Origin of the sequence: Treponema sp. OMZ 799 (assembly GCF_024181365.1) — a bacterium.
In the GTDB taxonomy this organism is placed as follows: Bacteria; Spirochaetota; Spirochaetia; order Treponematales; family Treponemataceae; genus Treponema_B.
In genome coordinates this window covers 1046906-1068011 of the sequence record NZ_CP051301.1, presented here as the reverse complement: position 1 = coordinate 1068011, position 21106 = coordinate 1046906, and the positions used below count along the sequence as shown (strand labels likewise).

Sequence of the window (21106 nt, the reverse complement as noted above, 5' to 3'; positions counted from 1 at the left end):
TCGTGAATCTATGCTATAATATACGAAACTCGAATATCCTTGTCCGAGTTTCAACTTGAGTTTACATCAACTCAACCTAAAGGTGGAATTTATAAGTAGGAGGGGCAGTCATGAGTAGTTCAAACCGCAAATACAAAGACTCGGTTTTTGTAGATTTGTTCGCAGAAGATGAAAAAGCAAAAGAAAACTTTTTGTCGCTTTATAATGCATTGCATAATACTACGCTTAAAGATACAGGGCAATTAAAAAACATCCGTTTGGATCAAGTCTTGTACATGACTTTTTATAATGATGTGTCTTATCTTGTTGAGAATAAAATCATAGTACTAGCAGAGCATCAGTCCACTATCAACCCAAATATGCCTTTGCGCTGCCTTGAATATGTAAGCCGGCTTTATGAAACTCTCTTTGAATCCAAAGAAAAATACAGCCGTAAACTTCTTAATATCCCGACACCCGAATTCTATGTTTTCTACAATGGAGAAGAGCCATTTCCATGTGATAAAACATTAAAACTATCAGATGCTTTTATGGAAAAAACGGAAAAACCGAATCTTGACTTGACCGTTAAGGTGATAAACATTAACCAACAAAACCACCATCCGATATTGGAAAACTGCAAAATGATGTATGAATACACCTTATTTGTAGAAACAGTACGCAGATGGAAAAAAGAAGATTTTCAAAACGGTTTTCAAAAAGCCATCGAGGAATGTATACAAAATAATATTTTGCGTGATTATTTAAAACGTAAAACTAAGGAGGTAATCAATATGTTACTAGCCGAATATGATTATGAAACCGATATAGCCGTACAGCGTGCAGAAGAAAGAGAAATCGCCTTTGCTGAAGGCGAAGAAAGAGGTTCTTACCAAAAAGCTCTTGAAACGGCAAAAAACCTAGCTGAAATGGGCTTTACCGTAGAAGCTATCGCAAAAGCTACAGGCTTAAGTATTGAAGAAGTAGAGGCTTTATAAGAATCAATATGTTAATAGCTGAATATGATTATGATACGGACATCGCAGTACAAAGAGAAGAAAGCCTGATGATTGGAATCGAAAGAGGCTCTCCGAATTAGAAATCGAGAAGCTGTAACAATGTAAAAACTATATAAAAATTAGACCTTTATTTTAATCTCTTATGGAGTAACGGCAGGACCTAAAAAACATTTAATGGGATAATCCGATAATTGCTTATCTTCTTTTTCTACCGATAAAATCAAATCTATATACTCACCTGAAATTTTAAATACATCTCTACAAAAAACAGCAATTTTAATTTTAGAACTTTCTTTACTGGAAAAAACAATTTGCTCCCATGCGGTAATCTCTTTAAAATCAATTAGATTATTTTTTTCATCAAAAATCATTAATTTTAAAATTCCGTTATATTTAAAATCTGCAGGAATATTTTCCGTTAAAACTTCAAAACCGATATCATAAGTAGAATTATCATATTCAGTTTTAGTAAGCCTGACAGTTTCTGTTGAACCTTTTAAATCTAATTTTATGGAATCAAAATATATGGTATTTATATTAGTATTGTATAACACAAATTTTTCATCATTTTTATTTTTACCATTTACCAATTCCGATATCAATATCAATGCAAGAAAGACAATAAAAATAATACCAAAAAATAACACAAGTTTTTTCATTTTAACTCCGTTACCAAATTCTCACTCAAAACTATTTTTGTCGGCGGCGCCGCTGACATCGACGGGGTACTTACCGTCAAAGCAGGCACAGCAAAAATGGGAGTTTGCTCCGGCATCCTTCATAGCTTTAAGCATACTTTCTTGGGATAGGTAAACTAAGGAATCGGCTCCGATGTGCTCTCTGATTTCTTCAACAGATTTTTTGTGGGCGATTAGGTTTTCGGGATCGCCCATGTCTACTCCCATAAAACAGGAGTAACGCACCGGCGGAGAAGCTATTCTGATGTGTACTTCTTTGGCACCGGCACTCCGCAGCATCTTGATTAAGGGCCCCATGGTGCTTCCGCGGACAATGCTGTCGTCAACCACTATGATGCGTTTTCCTTCGACAGCCTCGGAAAGAATATTGAATTTCATCGCAACGCCTTGGTCGCGCAATTTTTGGGTAGGCTGAATAAAGGTGCGTCCTATGTAGCGATTTTTTGAAAACCCCTCATCATAGGGAATGCCCGATTCTTGGGAATAGCCTATGGCTGCCGACCGCGATGAGTCGGGAATGGCTATAACTATGTCGGCCTCGACGGGGGAGTTTTTTGCAAGCTCCTTGCCGAAATTTACCCTTGATACATGAACCGAAGCCTTGTTCCAAACCGAGTCGGGGCGGGCAAAGTAGACGTATTCAAAGATACATGGAGAAAGGGGCTCTTTCGGGGGAAGCTGCATACACAACTCCGCTCCGTTATCGACCAACTTTAGAATTTCTCCGGCTTTTACCTCTGTCCAATCCTTGCAGCCCAAGGTTAAAAGAGCACAAGATTCGCTTGCAGCAACCGATACTCCGTCTTGAATACAGCCGACACAAAGAGGGCGAAAGCCCCAAGGGTCTCTCGCGATGTAAATGCCTTCAACAGTCAAAACGGCAATAGAAAAAGCTCCTTCCCATTCCCGCATACATGAGGCTATGCGCTCCGTCCAAGAATCTCCCTTGGCAGCGGCAAGCATCATAATCATAACTTCGGTATCCGAGGTAGAAGAAAGCCCCACCCCCCTCTCCAAAAGTTTTTGCCGCAAATACGGAGCGTTTACAAGGTTTCCGTTATGAGCAAGGGCTATGGGCCCATGCATGGTTTCTATATAAAAGGGCTGAATGTTTCCCAAAGAAGAAGAACCTGTAGTCGAATAGCGGGTGTGGCCTATAGCTGCATAGCCTTGAAGGTTCGATATATCGTTTTCGGTAAAAATGTTGGAAACAAGGCCCGGCTTTTTAAACACGCGGATGTGCTTTCCGTTTGAAACAGCCATACCGGCAGCCTCTTGCCCCCTGTGCTGGAGAGAAAAAAGAGCATAAAAAACCGAGCGGGCAGCATCATCCAGTCTTTCAGGATTTTCGGTCCTAAAGGATTTTGAATCCCAGACAGCCGCAATTCCGCATTCCTCACCTAAACTCGATTTAAAAATATTTTCCATGCTCATCTTACCCTCCTCAAATTCGATAAAATTTAAATGCTCGTAAAACGAGAGAGGGAGACTTTCCATAAAATATAAAAAGTCTCCCTCTTTAGCCTCGTTAAAAAACAGTCAGATTAATGAAAGTCTTTCGGCCTTCTTTCAACTCGTTTACATTTCGGGCATTCAGCAATATTTTTAATCTTACCGTTATCGACCATTGTTTTCAATACGATTTCTCCGCCGCAAGGACAATTAAATTTTTGAGTTGCAGCAGCAGTTCGTGAGTTTTTACTTGCACCAGCCATATCTGCCTCCTAGCAAAATATTTATAGATTTATCAACCAAATAAGTATAAAAAAAAACGGATTTTATGTCAATAGATAGAAAGAATATAAATTTGCGTAAAATTTTTATCCTGAGCTAAGGCTTAAATATCTTCTATTAACCACTCTCCAACGGTCTTTTCTTCAGGGTCAAAGCTGACACCGATAAGCACGATTTTTTTGTTTTCTGCCTTGTATTTTTCAGCATAGTTTTTTTCTTTGATTTGTTTTAAGGCAGCTTCAGCTCTTTCTTTTAGTTTAAACTCAAAGATGTAAATTGCACTGTCTGTTTTTATGACTGCATCGGTTCTGCCGTTAGCGGCAGGGATTTCAAGCTCGATAAACTGTCCCAAAAGAGCAAGGACCAAGTATACGCAAACTTGAAAATTATGCTCCCTTAAAACGATGCTTTCACTGCTTTCTTTTTTTACGGTATCGTATGGAAGACTTACCATTATCGATTTTAATCTTTGCATAAACTCTTCTACTCTGCCCGCAATTATGTCCCGATAAAATTGGGCTATGCAAAACGGCCCTTCGGCATAAACTACATTGCAATACTTAGGGAAAAGGTTATACAAAAAGCCGTATCTGACTTCATCGTTAGGAAAGCCCAGCCTGTAAAGCTGCAAGAGCTTATCATAACCCTTAATCGTCAAATAACCTGCCTGAAACAATACGGGTATTTCCGAACCCGCTTCGGCCCTGTAATCGGATAGACCGGCCGAGGTCATCTCCACATTGCCGTCAAGGTTGGGAATGTGATAATCGCTCCGCTTTAAAGAATTTACCAAAAATGTGGGCGTTCCGGTAGCAAACCAATAATATTCAAATTGATTTCCGAAAAATACATTAAGTAAGCTGAAAGGATTATACATTCTTTCAGTATCGGGAGAAAAACAATAGCCGTCATATTTTTGCTGTAAGGTTTTGATACAGTCTTCATAGCTTAATTCGTTGGCTTGGGCCAGGGCTTTTATTTCGGGCTCGAAGGTTTTTAATAATTCGGTATGAGTTATTCCGCAGATGCCTGAAAATTGAGGAGTTAGACTTATATCGTTTAAGTTGTTTAGATCGCTGAATATGCTCACCTTGCTGAATTTTGTCACCCCCGTCAAAAAGGCAAGGCGTATATATTGGTCGGCTGTTTTGATGACACCGAAAAATCCCTTTAATATTGTCTTATAAATTTCGTTTAGAGCATCGTCTTTCCACATAGTTTGAAGAAGGGGTTTATCGTACTCGTCAATCAAAATAACGGTCTGTTTTCCCGTTTTTTTATATGCACGGTAGATAAGGCCGAAAAAGCGTTCCGAAAGAGTGTTTTCCGAATTAGAACTGCCGTAAACTTCTTCCCACCTGCAAAGATGATTATTTAGGACGCTTTCAAGATCTTCCCTTGTTTCATACTTTGCAAGATTAAAATCCAAATAGAGTACGGGATACTCCTGCCAGATTTCTCTTTTAGCCTTTTCGGCTTCTTCAAGCTTTTCGATTGCGAGGTCTTTAAACAATTCTTTTTGGCCTAAAAAATAGGCTTGAAGAGTAGAAAGAAATAGGCTTTTTCCGAATCTTCGAGGCCGGCTTAAAAAATAAACGCGTCCTGTAGAAGCTAACTTATAAACATATTCGGTCTTATCGACATAGAGATAATTATCATCACGCAATACCTTAAAACTTTGTACGCCTATAGGAAGTTTGCGGCTAAAATCCATATCCATACCTTACCTCGAAAGAAAACTATCCCCTTTTCTTCAAAATCAGGAAAAGCCAAATACTGCTTATTCCGTTTACCAAAAAACCGAAACCTATCAAACTAGCAAAAAGACCTGAAATGCTTGCAGGATTAAAAATACCTGAAAGACCTATTAAGCAAACGATGCCTGCAAAAATCAGCCAAAGCCACCACAGCCTAACACCTGCGCTTTTTAAATCGAATGATTTTTTAACCTCAACGGCTCCCAAGCAAATCAAAAAGAGGCCGAGGACAAGCCCGATAAGACCGAGAACTGCGCTTGGATTTACCAAACAAAAAAGCCCCAATCCTATTAAGATGATACCCAAAACCAAAAAGGAATTCATCTTGATCGAAAAAAACTGATAAATTTCGATAAGGCCGTAAACGATTAGTGAAATACCGACAATGGTCACAATAATTCTTGTTATACTGTCGGGGTTAAAAATACATACAATCCCCAAAACCGTAGACATTACGGCAATAGCCAAAAAGATCATAGAATAAGACAATTTTTTTTCAGACATATATACTCCAGATACTTTTAATGATAATATCTTTTCAATTTTTTTTCAAGCGCAATAATACATTAAAATTTCAAACAATGATAATATTAAAATATATATCGGATCAAAATATAACTATAGAGAGAAGCAATAATTATAAAAGAAAGCACGATAGGCAGAGTCTTTACAACCAACGATAAAAATGAAGTTTTATAATGTTCTGTTATGATTGCCAAACATATATGAGTGGGCGATACCTGCATTGCGATATAGCATATACTCATAAACAAAACAAGTTCTCCAAGACCTGCACCGGGTATGGCCGAAAAAGCTAAAGGCAGCATCATGGCTATCATGGCCTGACTGCCTGCAACTATTGTTCCCAGAAAAATTATTATTGAAAACACAGCAGTAATAGGAATAGGGAGAATTCCAAAAACTTCGGGTAAAGTTTCAATAACATGACTATATTCCAATACCGCTTTAAAAATCATAACAACGATTACTGTAAGAAGCATTTTTGCTTCAAAAGCTTTAACTGCAAATTTTTTTAATTGGGATAATGTAAATTTATGAATAAACATCATTAAGAATATTGCAGGCAAAACAGCATAAAAAACTTGAATTTTTAAAACAAGAATTAAGATAGTTGTAAGACCGATAGGCCACAGAGCCTTAAAAAACGAATAGACGGCATCTTTTTTATTTTGTTCGTTCTCTGCGGTCTTATTCTTGGGTATTTTTTTTACATAAAATACAAAGCCCAGTAAAAAAAGAACAAAAACCATCGGCAGCATACTTACAACAAATGCAGTCATATCCACCCCGGTAAGTTTTAAGGCTAAAAGTATGGCTGCATAGGTAGGCATAAACAATTCCGATATATGTCTATAATAGCTGGTCACAAAAGTTTTTTCATTAGCATTAAGATTATCATCCGCGGCGGCATCCACTATCGGAGCGGCAATAAGGACAGCTCCGGGAGAAGGCAGCAACCCTACTATAAAGGGAGCAGCCATAGCATTTACACGTTTGGAATGAAACATTTGTTCAAGCGATATTTCAGCAAGCATAAGCATTTCCTTGTCTTCCATCATACGCTGTAAGTATGTAATGATATAAAAAGCAAGCAAAAGATATATTGTTTGAGAATTTAAAGAAGCACTTCTTGCCATTTTTATAAATTCCAAAAAAGGAATTTTATATAAAATCACGGCTAAAATCACAGCAATGAGTATCGCTTGATAAAGAGGACGCTTAAAAGTCAAACCCAATACAATAGCCAAAAATATTACCGCCAAATAAATTAATTCCATACAGTATCCTAGAATCCTTTTTTCTTTAATGCACCACCAAGCATTTCCAAATGCTGTTCTAAAATTTTAGTAGGACAAGCTATATTGATTCTTTCGAAGCCGTCTCCTTCAGAGCCGAAAATATAACCTTCGTCAGTAAAAAATTGCGCTTCATTATGCATAAAATCTTCCAAAGCTTTATTATCCATTCCAAGAGCCCTAAAATCAATCCATTGAAGATAAGTACCTTCAATGTACCTGCTTTTAAGCATTGGAAAGTTGGAATCAAAATAATTTTTAACCAGCTTTTGATTGGTATCAAGAACAAGCAGAAGCTCATCAAGCCATTTATCGCACCGGGTATAAGCTATTTCGCAAGCTTTAAGCCCGAGAGCATTCACACTTGAAGACCTCATCTTTTGAAGGGTTTCATAATACTTGGTTCTAAGATTTTCATTTTCTACAATTATATTTGATGTAGCAAGGCCCGCGACATTAAAGGTCTTTGAAGGAGCCGTTGCCGTAATGGTATTTGCACCTATCTCTTTTGAAATACTTGCCATAAGAGTATGTTTATAGCCGGGCATTATAAGATCATTCCATATCTCATCGGAAAAAACAATTACATTATTCTCCAAGGCTATTTCAGCCAGTCTTTTTAATTCTTCTTTTTTCCATACACGGCCGACAGGATTATGAGGAGAACAAAAAATCAAAAGTTTATTTTTCGGCTGCTTTGCAAGGCTTTCAAATTTATCGTAATCGATTGTGTAATAGTTATCCTTATCACATAAAAGAGGACAATTTACAAGCTCCCGCTCATTCATCTCAATTGCCATGGAAAAAGGATAATACACAGGGCGCATAACGATTACTCCGTCTCCTTTTTCCGTAAAGGTATTTACGGCAGCAAAAAAAGCATTTACAACTCCGGGTGTCTGCATAATCATTTCGGGACTTACACTGTAATCATGTTTTCGTTTAAGCCAATTTATTACGGCATTGTCATAATCTGCATACCGCATAGAATAGCCTAAAATCAGCCTATCCAAATAACTTTTTAAACCTTCAATTATTTCCGGCGGATTTTTAAATTCCATATCCGCAACCGAAAGAGGTATTACTCCTTCAGAAACATTGGGATTCCACTTGTACATAAGCTCCCATTTGGCAGCTCCAATTTTTTTTCGTGATAAAGTATTTACAAAATCATACATAATTCATCTCCTAATAGTTAAGGGTCTAATCAATAGTATACAGTAAATAATTTATTTTTACAAGAATAATTTTAAAAAACTTTACAATTATTTTATTTTTCCTTGACAAATCTTGAAAGCTGATGTTATAATGATGCATATAGTTAACAACCTTAACTATTTATATCTTTATGTGTCGCTGAACTTTATAAAATTCTAATATACCTTTTCGTTTTACTGCCCAAAAATTTTGTAGAGTCAGACTAGGAGGTTTTTATGGATACAATTACGATTGTAAACGGAACTGTGTGGGTTTTTGCTATCATATTGACATCTTTCGTCATAATTCAAGCAGCTATATTTTTAAAAAAAGCATTAAGCTTTAATAAAAAACATCAGCTGCTCACGAATGAAGAGGTAAAGATATCGATAAGAACCGGAATTTTTTCGATTATCGGACCCGGTTTTTCTGTAATGATAGCAACATTGACAATTATGGCCATGCTGGGATCAGGAGCAGCATTTATGCGCATTGGAGTTATCGGCTCTGCAAGTTATGAATTAATGTTAGCCGGAATTGCAGCAGATGTTTTGGGCATTGAACTTACAAGCGCTAATATAACGACCGGTGTTTTCATTTTAGTTCTCTATGCAATGATTCTCGGAAGTGCACCTTATTTTATCAACTGTTTTTTCAGCCTAAAACCAATGGAACGCTCTTTGATAAAAAATAAAAGTATTGAAGGAAGTTTTGCAAAAATAGTCGGTTTTATCGCATCGATAGCGCTTATAGGTTATTTTGCTATCGATAATGCACGCAAAGGAAAAGTCGAGGCCATTGTAATGCTTATAACAGGCGGAATAACTATCTTACTGTCGATGTATGCAGAAAAATCAAAGAAAAAATGGATTTATGAATGGATGCTGGCAATTGCTTTAGTTGCAGGACTAGGCAGTTCTATTATTTTAACAGAATTTATTTTTAAATAGGAGAAGCTTTATGGAAAACACTAATGATTTAATGGTTACTGAGTACGAAAACAAATTTATCACCGATATTCACAGATGGGGAAGGATTTCAATGCTGATAGCACTTATACTTTCATTTTTGCCCATAGGATATATGTATTTTATAAAAGGCTGGACTGAAAGTGCCTCAGCTTTTGCAAGTGTAACTATTGCAATATCATCATTCGGTATAGGAATGTGGTTGACTGAACCGATGAGCTATTTTCCCGTACTTGGCAGTGCAGGTACTTATATGAGTTACTTTGCAGGAAATGTTTCAAACATGAGGGTACCGGTAGCTCTTTCAATTCAAAATGCACTTAAAACAGATGTAACTGAACCTCGCGGTAATATAGCAACTATCATTGCAGTTGCAGCTTCCGTATTTGTAAATCTGTGTATTTTGCTGATTGTAGTTATTATAGGACAAAATCTTCTCGCTATTTTTCCGCAAGTAGTGCTTAAATCTTTTAAATATGTTTTACCTTCTTTATTTGGGTCGGTAATTGTAATGCGGTTTAGAGGGCAACCAAAAAGAGCCGTCAAATATTTTATTCCAACAGTTATTACATACTATCTGGTAAGATTGATACCCGGAATAGGAACTTTTAAATTAGCAATAGTTATCGCCGGAACTATCATATACGGCTACATATTTCACAAAATTGAGAAAAATAAAAAGGCGGAGTAAATGAACTATATAGATTTGCATTGTGACACTCTCATGATGACATGGAAAGAAGAAGAAGGAGAAACAGTTGTTTCCAATAAATCTTTTTCCGTAGATTTTGAAAGGTTAAAAAAATCAGGAGCCTTTGCACAGTTTTTTGCTATTTTTATGTTAACCGAATCTATATTTGATTTTTTAAAAAGACCGGTAATTTCAGATGACGAATACATTGAAAGTTTACTGTCTCAGATAAAAAGAGGTATAGAAAAAGTTGATTATGTAAAAATATGCAAATCTTATGATGAGCTTTTAAAAAATAAAAGTCAAAACATAATATCTGCATTTTTAACCCTTGAAGACGGAAGATCCGTAAACGGTAATTTAAAACGCCTTGATCATTTCTATGAAAAAGGTATTAGACTAATAACCTTAACATGGAATGACGAGAACTGCATAGGATTTCCCAATTCAAAAGATCCCGAAATCATGAATCGCGGTTTAAAACCCTTTGGAATTGATCTCATAGGGCGTATGAACGAATTGGGAGTCATAATTGATGTAAGTCATCTTTCTGATGGAGGTTTTTATGATGTAGCCAAACACTCAAAAAAACCTTTCACCGCATCTCATTCAAATTCGCGCATGTTAAGCCCCCATACAAGAAACATGACCGATGATATGATAAAGGTGTTGGCGAATAAGGGCGGAATCATGGGTCTCAATTTAGGACCGGAATTTTTAAATGAAGATATAACCTGTAAGGACAGTACAGTAAGCTTAATGGTTAAACATCTAAACCATCAAAAAAATGTAGGCGGAGTAGAAGTTCTCGCACTTGGTTCAGACTTTGACGGAGTTTTCGGCAATCTGGAAATAAACAGTTGCGATAAGTATTATCTTCTTTTTGATGCTCTAAAAAAAGACGGATGGACGGAAGATGAAATCGAAAAAATGGCATATAAAAATGCTGAAAGATTTTTAAAAGATGTTCTTAAATAGAGCTATACATTAAATTCATTTAAAAAAATTAAAAGCGTCCGTTTATTTTAAACGGACGCTTCTTTATTAAAAACATTTTATATTTTAAACATTTACTTTCTCAAGCCTCCAAATTTCATCAACATAGTTTTGAATAGTCCTATCCGAACTGAACTTTCCGGATCTGGCTATGTTCAAGATACATTTTTTTGCCCAAGCATGGCGGTGATAATAATCGCTTATAATCTGTTCGTGGGCTTTTTGATAACTCTTAAAATCGGCAAGAATATAATAGGTATCGGGCCGCTGTCCTTCAACACCGTAAATAAGAGAGTCATAAAGTCCTCTAAAGGTTTGCTCTCCCGGCAAGGTATAGGTTCCGTCAACAAGCTGATTTACAGCCTTTTCAAGCTCTGGATTTGCGGCAAGATATTCCCTCGGATTATAGGTGTTTTCCTTATCCATCTTTAAAATCTCTTCAGCTTTAAGTCCGAAGATAAATTCGTTTTCGGCCCCGGCCTCTTCGACAATTTCGATATTTGCCCCGTCAAGGGTACCGATGGTTACTGCCCCGTTAATCATAAACTTCATGTTGCCCGTACCTGAAGCTTCTTTTCCGGCAGTAGAAATTTGCTCCGAAATGTCGGCAGCAGGGAATATCTTTTCTGCTGCGGAAACTCGGTAATTTTCGACAAAGACAACCCTCAATTTACCTGCAACCCGGTGGTCGTTATTTATTCTGTCCGCAACCGTATTGATGAGCTTTATTATCTCCTTTGCACGCCTATAGGCTGCTGCAGCCTTTGCCCCGAAGATAAAGGTTCGGGGGATGGGATCATAGGAAGGGTCATTTATAATTCTGTTATAAAGAGTCATTATATGAAGAATGTTCAATAACTGCCTTTTATATTCGTGGAGGCGTTTAATTTGAACATCGTAAATAGACTCAGGATTTATAAAAATGCCTTGAGTTTTTTCAAGATATTCGGCAAGGCGTATCTTGTTTTTATGCTTTACCTCAATAAAACCTTCCAAAAACTCTTCATCATCTATAAAGGCTTCAAGTTTTTTTAACTCTTCCAGATTAGTTATCCAGCCTGAACCTATGTACTTTGTTATAAATTCGGAAAGCAAGGGGTTGGCGGTCAAAAGCCAGCGCCTCTGAGTTACTCCGTTGGTTTTATTGTTAAACTTGTGAGGATAGAGGTCATAAAAATCGGCAAGCTCTTTGTGCTTTAAAATCTCGGTGTGAAGAGCTGCAACTCCGTTTACCGAAAAGGCTCCTACTATAGCAAGACGTGCCATGTGAATTTTTCCGTCGGCCATGATTGCCATATTGTTATGCTTTTTCCAATCGCCGGGATATTTTTCGTAAAGCTTTGCTAAAAAGCGTCTGTTTATTTCTTCGACTATTTGATAAATTCGCGGCAAGAGCTTTTGAAAAACTTCTATCGGCCATTTTTCCAAGGCCTCAGCGAGAATAGTATGATTGGTATATGCAAAAACTCTCTTTGTAATATCCCAAGCGGCATCCCATTCAAGATGATAATCGTCCATTAAAATACGCATGAGCTCAGGGATTCCCACAACAGGATGGGTATCGTTTAGCTGGATTACGACATAGTCGGGAAGCTTGGCAAAATCGGTACCTTCTCTATGTATAAAGGAACGTATAATATCCTGCAAGCTTGCGGAAGTAAAAAAGTATTGCTGCTTTAACCGCAGGTTCATTCCGGGCGGGCCTGAATCATTAGGATACAGAATACAAGAGATGCTTTCTGCATCTATCTGTTTTTGAAAGGCTCGATTATACTCCATGCTGTTAAAAAGAGGAAGGTCAAAGCCGTCATCGGAAGAAGCTTCCCAAAGGCGCAAAGTGTTTACCGTATCAGTACCGTAACCGACAATCGGCATATCGTAGGGGGTTGCAATAATTTCTTCCGCCCCGTTTATATCGTAATAGAGTTTTCCGCTCTCGGAGGTTCGGGACGAAGGAGTGCCCCCAAAGTAAACCTTGACACTCAAATCGGAGCGGCGGACTTCCCAAGGGTCGCGGGCAAAAAGCCAGCGGTCGGGATACTCAACCTGATAGCCGTTTTCGATTTTTTGTTCGAACATTCCGTACTTATAGCGGATGCCGTATCCGTGTCCGGGATAATCAAGGGTTGCAAGGGAGTCCAAAAAACAGGCAGCAAGTCTTCCCAAGCCTCCGTTTCCCAAACCGGCATCAGGCTCTTCATCTTCGATTATCGAAAGAGGTTCGGAGATTTCTTCGGTTATCTCTTCAATGGTTTTTCGGATACCCATATTGTTTATATTATTGATTAGTGCCCTGCCCATCAAGAACTCGGCTGAAAGATAATACATCCTCCTTACTCCGGTTTTCTCTTGAGCATTCATAGTTTTAATCCAGTTGGATTGAATAAGCTCCATAACCGTACTGGCTACGGCATCATAAATTTCACGGCGGGTAGCCTTATCAAGGCTTTTACTGAAATTCCTTTTTAAGCGCCGTATTACGGAATCCTTTACATCTTCTTTTGAAATAACCAAGCTCTTACCTCCTTTTATGTATCCATAGAAACTTCATACCAATCTTCTTCATCAGAAATAAGCCATTCAAGCCCGCGCCTTCTTTCCATTAAAACTTCGGGATTCAAATCTTTTATTTCCGTTTTAGGATTTAATCTTTTTTCTTCCGTTGCCCAGTGGTATCTATAATGAAGATCGAGCATGTCCAATATTTCTTCAATATCGCGCAGCTTACAAAGAGCCTTAAATTCCTTTTTGGTTTCTCTATCGCCCACTGTTGTTATGGCTTTTTGTACATCACAAATATCATTAGGATAGGAAATGTCTTCAACCAGCCCCAAGGCCCATAAAAGCGCCCAGTAAGCTTCATAAGTCCAACCCACATCAACTGCGTCCTGTTCGGTATAAGTACCGTCAAAAAGGCGCTTTTCTTTTTCCAATAAAAGATTTTGAACGCCGTATTTTTCTAAAAGAATAGAAAATAATTCTTTTGACTCTTCATAGTCTTGTTCATTACAAATATCTTCTGCCAGCTGAATAGACAAAAGAGAAGCTATAGCTCTTTCGCATATCTTATCTAAGGATTTTAATTTAACCTCTTTAGATGAGGGCAAGAGAGGCAAGGCTTCAAAACAAGCTATTCCCATGCCCTTTATCTTTGCATTAGATTTTTCTCTACGCAGTTCGGGATCAATACACATAAAATAACCTCATTACATTTATTGTATGTCTTTTTTTTAATAAAATCAAGCCTTTTATTAATTGAGTACTTTACAGTTTTTTAACCACAAATCTTAGACAAGTATCAAAACCGATATTTTTATAGAAAAACTTTGCTTCCTCGTTGAGTTCCCAATGGCTTAATTCTATTTGTGAGGCACCTTCTTGAACAGCAATTTTTTCGATTTCTTCCATAAGGGCCTTACCGAGGCCTTTCCGCCTATATTCGGGATCTATGCCGATTTGATCGATATGTATTCCCCTATAAGCCTTCCTAACAGGATTTTCCTGATAATCCCGAATATAAAATAAGGCATAACCGGCATCCTTTCCATCACAAGAAACAATACAGCAAAACCAATTATCCTCTTGTAACTGCTTTTTTAAAAATTCTACCGTTGAATCATAAGAAAAGGGCTTAAAATACTCAGGATACAATCTATAATGAAGTTCATGTACATCCTTATTCATTAATGCAATCTTCTCGGCCTCTTTTGATAATCTAAAACTTAAATTCATAGTTTCATCCCTAACATATACTCCTCAAAACAGGGAGGAGTATCATCAAAATCCGGAGTCATCCAAATTTTACCTTTCAAAATCCCAAGTCTGCGTTTTGGCTTCTTATCCTTTAAATTATTTTTCTTACTCATTGCCGTATTTTTTAAACTATCTGCGATTATATAAAGAAGCTGAAGTTTCTGTTCATAAGGTATTTCTAAAACCTGTGTTTCTAACTGAGAATACTGTTCATAAGACATAAACATACCTCCACTAAATTATTATAACACAAATATAAATTTTTGTATCTAAATTTAACATATTTTAATAAGATCAAACCATTCCGCTTAATCGTTTTTCCATTCTTTCTATAGCCCTGATATGAATGCGGTCATGCCAAATAGTTCTTCGAATTACTTTTTTAACTGTCCAATCCTCACTCTCATTACGATAAAGTTTATTGCCATCTTTTAGATATTTTTCCTTTAGTTTTTCTATGAATTCTATGCGGTTGAGCCGGAGCTCATCATCTATATTCATTTCAGTACCGATTTGATTTAAATAGTAGTTTTGCACCTTAACAATATGACGATATTGATCATTAATTGTACAATACACATCACCGTAAAAAGTTTTCCGCTTCATCGTAATATCAATCAACGATTTTCTCTTCATTTTTTTATATATTTCCTCAGTTTTTTTTCCGGAAATTAGAACCTTATCACACCAAAAGATAAAATCTTCTTTTTTATCAAAATCAAGCAGCTCCGAATCGAATATAATATCGGAATCTGCATCTTGAATACATAAATCGGATTTTTTTATTTCTTCATTTATTTGCATATCGATATCGGTTTCAAGATTAAGCCATTCATTATATAAAGTTATTTCTTTACTGACTTTACCCCCAGCCTCTTCCAGTGTCTTCCCACGGATATAAGCTCCCGGCAAATCAATTACCCAGCCAAGAAAACCTAAGCCATTGGTTTCATAGATTATGTTCATCATAGCCTCCTTTTCCTAAACACGAGCTTATCTTAATTAATCATAGTTTTTCTATTTCATCAAGACTTAAACCGGTTGCTTTTACAATGGAATCTAAGCTAAGCCCCATTTCAAGTAAATTCTTTGCAGTTGCAAGCTTGTTTTGGTACACCCCTTTATTAATACCATACTCAACACCCTCTTGATAACCTACATGTTTCCATGAAGCTTTATCATGTTCATATTTCATTCGGTTTTCATAGAGCCATTTTTCTTTTGGATCTTGCAACATTACTTCTATAGTTTCATTAGCCTTTATCATCATCGGCGATTCCTGTGCCAGCATTTTTCTCACCTCCGGATTATTTGTCTTGATAAATCTTAGCCAGTTATACAGCTTCTTTTCATTTTCATTTTCTTCAGTGGTTTCATAATCTTCTTTTACTTTGGCTAAATTTAAAAAGTGGATTTCAAACTCATCAGAAAGCTTATCATTTAGGTGCTTTTCGACTACATTGTATTCACTGTGTAAAAGCGTATTTAAATCAAAGCCCTCACCCACTATGTTTATTGTAATACATTTGGGCAGTTTTGTATACACTTCACCTGTTTTTAAGTTTTCCGTGTACATTTTAGCCCAATAAAAAATAGTGCGCTGGACAAATTCGCTGTTCCACCTGTTCTGAATTTCGATGTCTATAATGGTGTTGTTATTCAGGCGTAATTTTACATCTAAAACACCTGTTTTATCGCCTATGGCATCCTTATGAAACTCTTTATCCAAGAGTTCCAAGCCTGCAATATCCTCCGAGGGAATATCTAAGATGCATTCCAATAAATCTTGTAGGACATCTTTGTTTTCATCCACTCCGAACACTCGCTTAAAAGCATAGTCATTGCGGAGAGTAATTTTAAACGGTTGCATCATATCAACCTCCATAAAAATGATTTAAAAAGGAGAAAAAAAATTCCTCTTTCATAATTATTATAGAGATTGTTTATATATAGATAGTAAGATTGTAAAAAAAAAGTTATACTTTTTTAAAATAAGTGAATTTTCAAAAGGATGAAGCCAAATCCTTTTGTTTCAATCTCAACTAAAGAGCTATCCAAATTCTATGGTAATTTGCGGGATTCCAAAGGGCAGCGAGCCCTTTGGCAGCGCGAGAAAGAGAGGGGGTTATAGGGGGAGTACACCCAACGAAGTTTCGAGGTGAAAACTCTGCTCTGAACGGGGTTGTCTCTCCCCCTAGATTTTAGATATCATCCAAAAAGTTTTCTTCTTCGATAAGTTCTTTTTCTTCGAGAGCTTGGGCAGCTTCGGCTTCAAGCCTTCGGCGCTCTAGGATTTCGTTCATCTGAACATCCAGATCGCTCTTGTTCTTATCGAAAAGTTTAATATCGCGGTACTGCTTCATACCTGTTCCGGCAGGGATTAGGTGACCGATAATTACGTTTTCCTTTAAGCCGCGAAGTTCATCGGATGAACCTGCGATAGCGGCATTTGTAAGAACCTTTGTGGTCTCTTGGAATGAAGCGGCCGAAATAAAGGAGTCAATATTTAAGGCAGCCTTTGTAATTCCTTGGAACATGGGACGGGCAACGGCAGGCTGACCGCCTTCTTCTTTAACCCTCTTATTTTCCTCATGGAAGCGGTACTTATCTATCTGCTGGTCAAAGATAAACTTGGTATCTCCAACCGAAACAATCTTTACCTTTCGGAGCATCTGACGGACGATTATACCCACGTGTTTATCGTTGATGGTAACGCCCTGAGCATCGTAAACTTCCTTGATTTCCTTCATCAAGTAGTTTTGAAGGGCATTTTCACCGAGAATATTTAAAATATCGTGCGGATCAAAGCTGCCGTCACACAAGGGTTCTCCGGCCTTTACAGTATCGCCGTCACGGACAAGCATCCGTTTTCCGATAGGAACAAGGTGCTTTACATCATGGCCGTACTCGTCGCGGACCATAATAGTTCTCTTACCCTTGAGCAAGCCCTTTTTAATGGTAACAACACCGGCAATGGCGGCAAGAACAGCAGGAGACTTAGGCCTTCGGGCTTCAAGGAGTTCTGAAACCCGCGGAAGACCTCCGGTAATATCCTTTGTCTTTACCGACTCTTTTGCTATCTTTGCAAGAATTGCACCGGCCTTAATCGCCTGACCTTCTTCAACCAAGAGCTGAGCACCTCCGGGAAGGAAGTAAGAATCCTCACCTACAGTATTACCGGATTCATCAGAGATAAATATACGCGGCTGCATCTTATCGAAATGAGCATCGCTTATTCGCTTTTCGACAACGCCTGTTTCTTCGTCGGCTTCTTCCTTTAAGGTTGTACCGGGAAGAATATCTTCAAAGCGGACAAAACCGTCATATTCTGCCAAAATGGGATCGGCAAAGGGGTCGAAGGTACCTACCGTTTCTCCGGCCTTTATAACATCATTTTCTTTTACCACAACCTCAGAGCCGTTTCTTATCTCTATTGTCTGTTCTTGACCAATCAAATAGATAATATTATCTCTGACTTCGGCAATAGCTATATTTTCGGAAAGCACTTCCTTTCCGTTTTTTAATGTATAAAGAGGATTTCCTTTTACAACCCTCATTCCTGTACTTACAAGCGGAGTTTCACCTTTTTTAAGAGCGTACTCGTTCAGTACCCTGCTGAAAGTAAACTCGCCCTTTCTTGTAAAGAGGAAATTTCCGTTTTTAAGAATTACATAGGAACCCTTTATGCCTCGAACGATGATAGAATAATCGTTAAATACTATTCTGTTCTCTTCAACGTTTTTAGAAGCCGTACCGCCCTCATGGAAGGTACGCATCGTAAGCTGGGTACCGGGCTGACCGATGGACTGGGCGGCGATGATACCTACAGCCTCCCCTATTCGGACAATTCGGTTTCGGGCCAAGTCTCTGCCGTAGCACTTAACGCAAACACCGTGCTTGGATTCACAAGTTAAAACGGTGCGGAGCTTAACGGTTTCAACACCGGCTTCTTCTATCTTTTTAGCAACCTCATCAGTAATGTACTCGTTTACATCGATGAGGAGCTCTCCCGTAATGGGATGGATAACCCTCTCCAAGGTGTATTTTCCTGCAATACGCTCGCTCAAGGATTCACGGATTTCGTCCCCGCGCTTGATTGCGGCATATTCAATTCCGTTAATGGTACCGCAGTCTTCTTCGTTTACGACTACGTTTTGAGCAATATCTACAAGACGCCTTGTCAAGTAACCTGCGTCTGAGGTTTTAAGAGCCGTATCGGTCAAACCTTTTCGGGCACCGTTGGTCGAAATAAAGAATTCCATAACGTTTAAGCCTTCTTTAAAGTTTGATCTAATCGGAAGCTCGATGATGTCGCCTGTAGGCTTGGACATAAGACCTCGCATACCTGCCAGCTGGTTTATCTGATCCTTATTACCTCGGGCACCTGATGTAGCCATCATGTGGATGGTATTAAAGCCGCCCTTGTCTTCTTGCAGGCGGTTCATAAGAATCTCTTTAAGGTTGGAGTTTGTCTTCTGCCAAACGTCAACTACACGGTTATAGCGTTCTTCTTGAGTAATATGGCCGCCCTTGTATTGGTTATAGATTTCCAAAACCTCTTTGTTGGCCTTTTCGAGCATTCCGGCCTTTTCAGGCGGAATAATCATGTCTTCCATACTCAAGGTTGCACCGAAATAGGTAGCATACTTATAGCCTACAGCCTTGAGCTTGTCCAAAAGCTGTACAGCCAGCCACGGGCCCTTATCCTTAAAGACATCTTCTATGAGTTTTCGTATTTTTTTATCGTTTAAAGCATCGTTTGTAAAGGGAACGCCTTCAGGCATTTCTTCATTAAATAGAATTCTTCCCGGTGTAGTTCTTACTTTTTCAATTTTGCCCGGTTCTGTTTCATAGTCGATTAAAACAGGTTCCTGCCAGCCTACGGCATGACCTTCTGCCGCCATCAAAACTTCTGCAACAGAAGAATACCGGCGCTCCTTTTTACCCTCAGGCAGAGCCCTTTCCTTTGTAAGATAGTAAAGACCTAAAACCATGTCCTGTGTCGGAAAAACTATTGTTTTTCCGTTTGCAGGGTCGAGGAGGTTCCGGGCTGAAAGCATAAGGGTCCAGCATTCCATCTGGGCTGCCTGTGTCAACGGAACGTGGATAGCCATCTGGTCGCCGTCAAAGTCGGCGTTAAAGGCCTTACATACAAGAGGATGAAGGCGGATAGCCTTTCCTTCTACCAAAACGGGTTCAAAGGCTTGAATACCCAAGCGGTGGAGGGTCGGAGCACGGTTTAAAAGAACGGGGTGCTCGCTTACAACCTCATCAAGAACTGCAAAAACCTCGGCAGCTTCCTGTTCTACAAGAAGCTTTGCCTTTTTAATATTGGAAACGACTTCCTTTTGAACGAGTTTTTTCATTATAAAGGGCTTAAATAGCTCCAAGGCCATCTTGGTGGGAAGACCGCACTGCCAGAGCTTAAGCTCGGGGCCTACAACAATTACGGATCGGCCTGAGTAGTCGACACGCTTACCTAAAAGGTTTTGGCGGAACCGGCCCTGTTTTCCCTTTAAAAGATCCGAAATGGACTTTAAGGGGCGGTTTGAAGCTCCCTTAATAGCCTTTTTGCGTTTTGAGTTATCGAACAAGGCATCAACGGCTTCCTGGAGCATCCTTTTTTCGTTTCTGATGATGATATCGGGAGCCTTTAATTCCATGAGCTTGCTCAAACGGCTGTTTCTGTGGATTACCCTTCGATATAAGTCGTTAAGGTCTGAGGTTGCAAAGCGTCCTCCGTCAAGCTGAACCATGGGGCGCAAATCGGGAGGAATAACCGGAATAACATCCAAAATCATCCATTCGGGTCTGTTGCCTGAGGCTCTGAAATTTTCGACTATTTCGATTCGGCGCAAAAGGCGCTGGTCGCTTTTTGCACCCTTTTCAATCATCTTAGCCCTCAATTGATCTGCAAGTTCATCCAAATTTATGTTTTGAAGGAGGGTCTTAATAGCTCCTGCACCCATACCGGCCGTAAAGGCGGCTCCGTAACGCTCGTGAGCATCCCTGTACTCATCCTCGGTTAAAAGCTGCATGGGTTCCAAGTCGGTATCATTTGCATCGATAACGATGTATTTTTCGTAGTATAAAACCGACCTTAGGGCTGCCACCTGTAAGTTGAGGAGGAGTCCCATTCGGCTGGGAACGGATCTGTAATACCAAATGTGAGAAACGGGGGCAGCCAGTTCTATGTGACCCATACGTTCACGGCGGACCTTGAAGTGAGTAACCTCAACACCGCAGCGGTCGCAGATAACTCCCTTATAGCGGATTGACTTAAACTTTCCGCAAAAACATTCCCATTCCTTTGTGGTTCCGAATATTCTTTCGCAAAACAAACCGTCCCTCTCCGGACGCAAGGTTCGGTAATTGATTGTTTCAGGCTTTTTTACTTCTCCATAGGACCATGCCCTGATAGTGTCGGGTGAAGCAAGCCTTATCATCAAGCTGTCAAAATCCTGTATATCTCTCATAATCTCTCCCTCTCCTTACTT

The 21106-nt window shown here is 38.8% G+C and carries 18 protein-coding genes; 4 read left to right on the top strand and 14 right to left on the bottom strand.

What is annotated here, in order from left to right:
- Window positions 1–110 precede the first annotated feature (110 nt).
- Window positions 111–977 carry an Rpn family recombination-promoting nuclease/putative transposase gene (locus tag E4O04_RS04810; RefSeq protein ID WP_253710295.1) on the top strand — a complete coding sequence of 289 codons (867 nt, stop codon included), beginning with the start codon at window positions 111–113 and terminating at the stop codon, window positions 975–977.
- Between the two features lie 161 nt (window positions 978–1138).
- Here the strand turns inward: E4O04_RS04810 and E4O04_RS04805 are convergent, their stop codons facing one another.
- The 7 genes from E4O04_RS04805 to E4O04_RS04775 form a co-directional block, all read right to left on the bottom strand.
- The gene (locus tag E4O04_RS04805) at window positions 1139–1657 is read right to left on the bottom strand and encodes a hypothetical protein (protein WP_253710293.1); all 519 of its coding nucleotides are present in this window, start codon (window positions 1655–1657) and stop codon (window positions 1139–1141) included.
- Between the two features lie 21 nt (window positions 1658–1678).
- Window positions 1679–3130 carry an amidophosphoribosyltransferase gene (gene purF, locus E4O04_RS04800; RefSeq protein ID WP_253710291.1) on the bottom strand — a complete coding sequence of 484 codons (1452 nt, stop codon included), beginning with the start codon at window positions 3128–3130 and terminating at the stop codon, window positions 1679–1681.
- 110 nt (window positions 3131–3240) lie between these two features.
- Window positions 3241–3411, bottom strand: a complete 171-nt coding sequence (locus tag E4O04_RS04795) for a hypothetical protein (RefSeq protein WP_253677078.1) — start codon at window positions 3409–3411, stop codon at window positions 3241–3243.
- Window positions 3412–3533: 122 nt separating this feature from the next.
- Complete coding sequence (locus E4O04_RS04790) at window positions 3534–5144, bottom strand: ATP-binding protein (protein WP_253710811.1); 1611 nt, start codon at window positions 5142–5144, stop codon at window positions 3534–3536.
- A gap of 25 nt (window positions 5145–5169) precedes the next feature.
- Window positions 5170–5691 carry a DUF308 domain-containing protein gene (locus tag E4O04_RS04785; protein WP_253710289.1) on the bottom strand — a complete coding sequence of 174 codons (522 nt, stop codon included), beginning with the start codon at window positions 5689–5691 and terminating at the stop codon, window positions 5170–5172.
- 86 nt (window positions 5692–5777) lie between these two features.
- On the bottom strand, window positions 5778–6986 hold the full coding sequence (locus tag E4O04_RS04780) for a DUF401 family protein (RefSeq protein WP_253685105.1): 1209 nt from the start codon (window positions 6984–6986) through the stop codon (window positions 5778–5780).
- Between the two features lie 8 nt (window positions 6987–6994).
- Complete coding sequence (locus E4O04_RS04775) at window positions 6995–8182, bottom strand: MalY/PatB family protein (RefSeq protein ID WP_253710287.1); 1188 nt, start codon at window positions 8180–8182, stop codon at window positions 6995–6997.
- Between the two features lie 255 nt (window positions 8183–8437).
- Here E4O04_RS04775 and E4O04_RS04770 point away from each other — a divergent pair, with 255 nt between their 5' ends.
- Genes E4O04_RS04770 through E4O04_RS04760 form a run of 3 tightly spaced genes read left to right on the top strand, consistent with a single transcriptional unit; the run spans window position 8438 to window position 10838 of the window.
- Window positions 8438–9151, top strand: a complete 714-nt coding sequence (locus E4O04_RS04770; RefSeq protein ID WP_253685107.1) for a DUF5058 family protein — start codon at window positions 8438–8440, stop codon at window positions 9149–9151.
- A gap of 10 nt (window positions 9152–9161) precedes the next feature.
- Window positions 9162–9860 (top strand): hypothetical protein, encoded by a 699-nt coding sequence (locus E4O04_RS04765; protein WP_253710284.1) that lies wholly within the window; start codon window positions 9162–9164, stop codon window positions 9858–9860.
- Entirely contained in the window at window positions 9861–10838 is a 978-nt protein-coding gene (locus tag E4O04_RS04760) for a dipeptidase (protein WP_253685109.1), read from the top strand. It begins immediately after the preceding gene.
- A gap of 84 nt (window positions 10839–10922) precedes the next feature.
- On the opposite strand, the gene E4O04_RS04755 is transcribed toward E4O04_RS04760, so the two are convergent.
- The 7 genes from E4O04_RS04755 to rpoC form a co-directional block, all read right to left on the bottom strand.
- On the bottom strand, window positions 10923–13370 hold the full coding sequence (locus E4O04_RS04755) for a glycogen/starch/alpha-glucan phosphorylase (protein ID WP_253710281.1): 2448 nt from the start codon (window positions 13368–13370) through the stop codon (window positions 10923–10925).
- A 14-nt stretch (window positions 13371–13384) separates the two neighbouring features.
- Window positions 13385–14050, bottom strand: a complete 666-nt coding sequence (locus E4O04_RS04750; RefSeq protein ID WP_253710279.1) for a DUF4272 domain-containing protein — start codon at window positions 14048–14050, stop codon at window positions 13385–13387.
- Between the two features lie 70 nt (window positions 14051–14120).
- Window positions 14121–14588, bottom strand: coding sequence for a GNAT family N-acetyltransferase (locus tag E4O04_RS04745; RefSeq protein WP_253685112.1), 468 nt, complete (start codon window positions 14586–14588; stop codon window positions 14121–14123).
- Window positions 14585–14830 carry a DUF2281 domain-containing protein gene (locus tag E4O04_RS04740; protein WP_253685113.1) on the bottom strand — a complete coding sequence of 82 codons (246 nt, stop codon included), beginning with the start codon at window positions 14828–14830 and terminating at the stop codon, window positions 14585–14587. Before E4O04_RS04740 ends, E4O04_RS04745 begins: the two co-directional genes overlap by 4 nt.
- 73 nt (window positions 14831–14903) lie before the next feature.
- Window positions 14904–15575, bottom strand: coding sequence for a type II toxin-antitoxin system HicB family antitoxin (locus E4O04_RS04735; RefSeq protein WP_371922280.1), 672 nt, complete (start codon window positions 15573–15575; stop codon window positions 14904–14906).
- Window positions 15576–15615: 40 nt separating this feature from the next.
- The gene (locus E4O04_RS04730; protein ID WP_253685115.1) at window positions 15616–16482 is read right to left on the bottom strand and encodes an Rpn family recombination-promoting nuclease/putative transposase; all 867 of its coding nucleotides are present in this window, start codon (window positions 16480–16482) and stop codon (window positions 15616–15618) included.
- Between the two features lie 328 nt (window positions 16483–16810).
- Window positions 16811–21085, bottom strand: a complete 4275-nt coding sequence (rpoC, locus tag E4O04_RS04725) for a DNA-directed RNA polymerase subunit beta' (RefSeq protein WP_253710273.1) — start codon at window positions 21083–21085, stop codon at window positions 16811–16813.
- Between the last annotated feature and the right edge of the window lie 21 nt (window positions 21086–21106).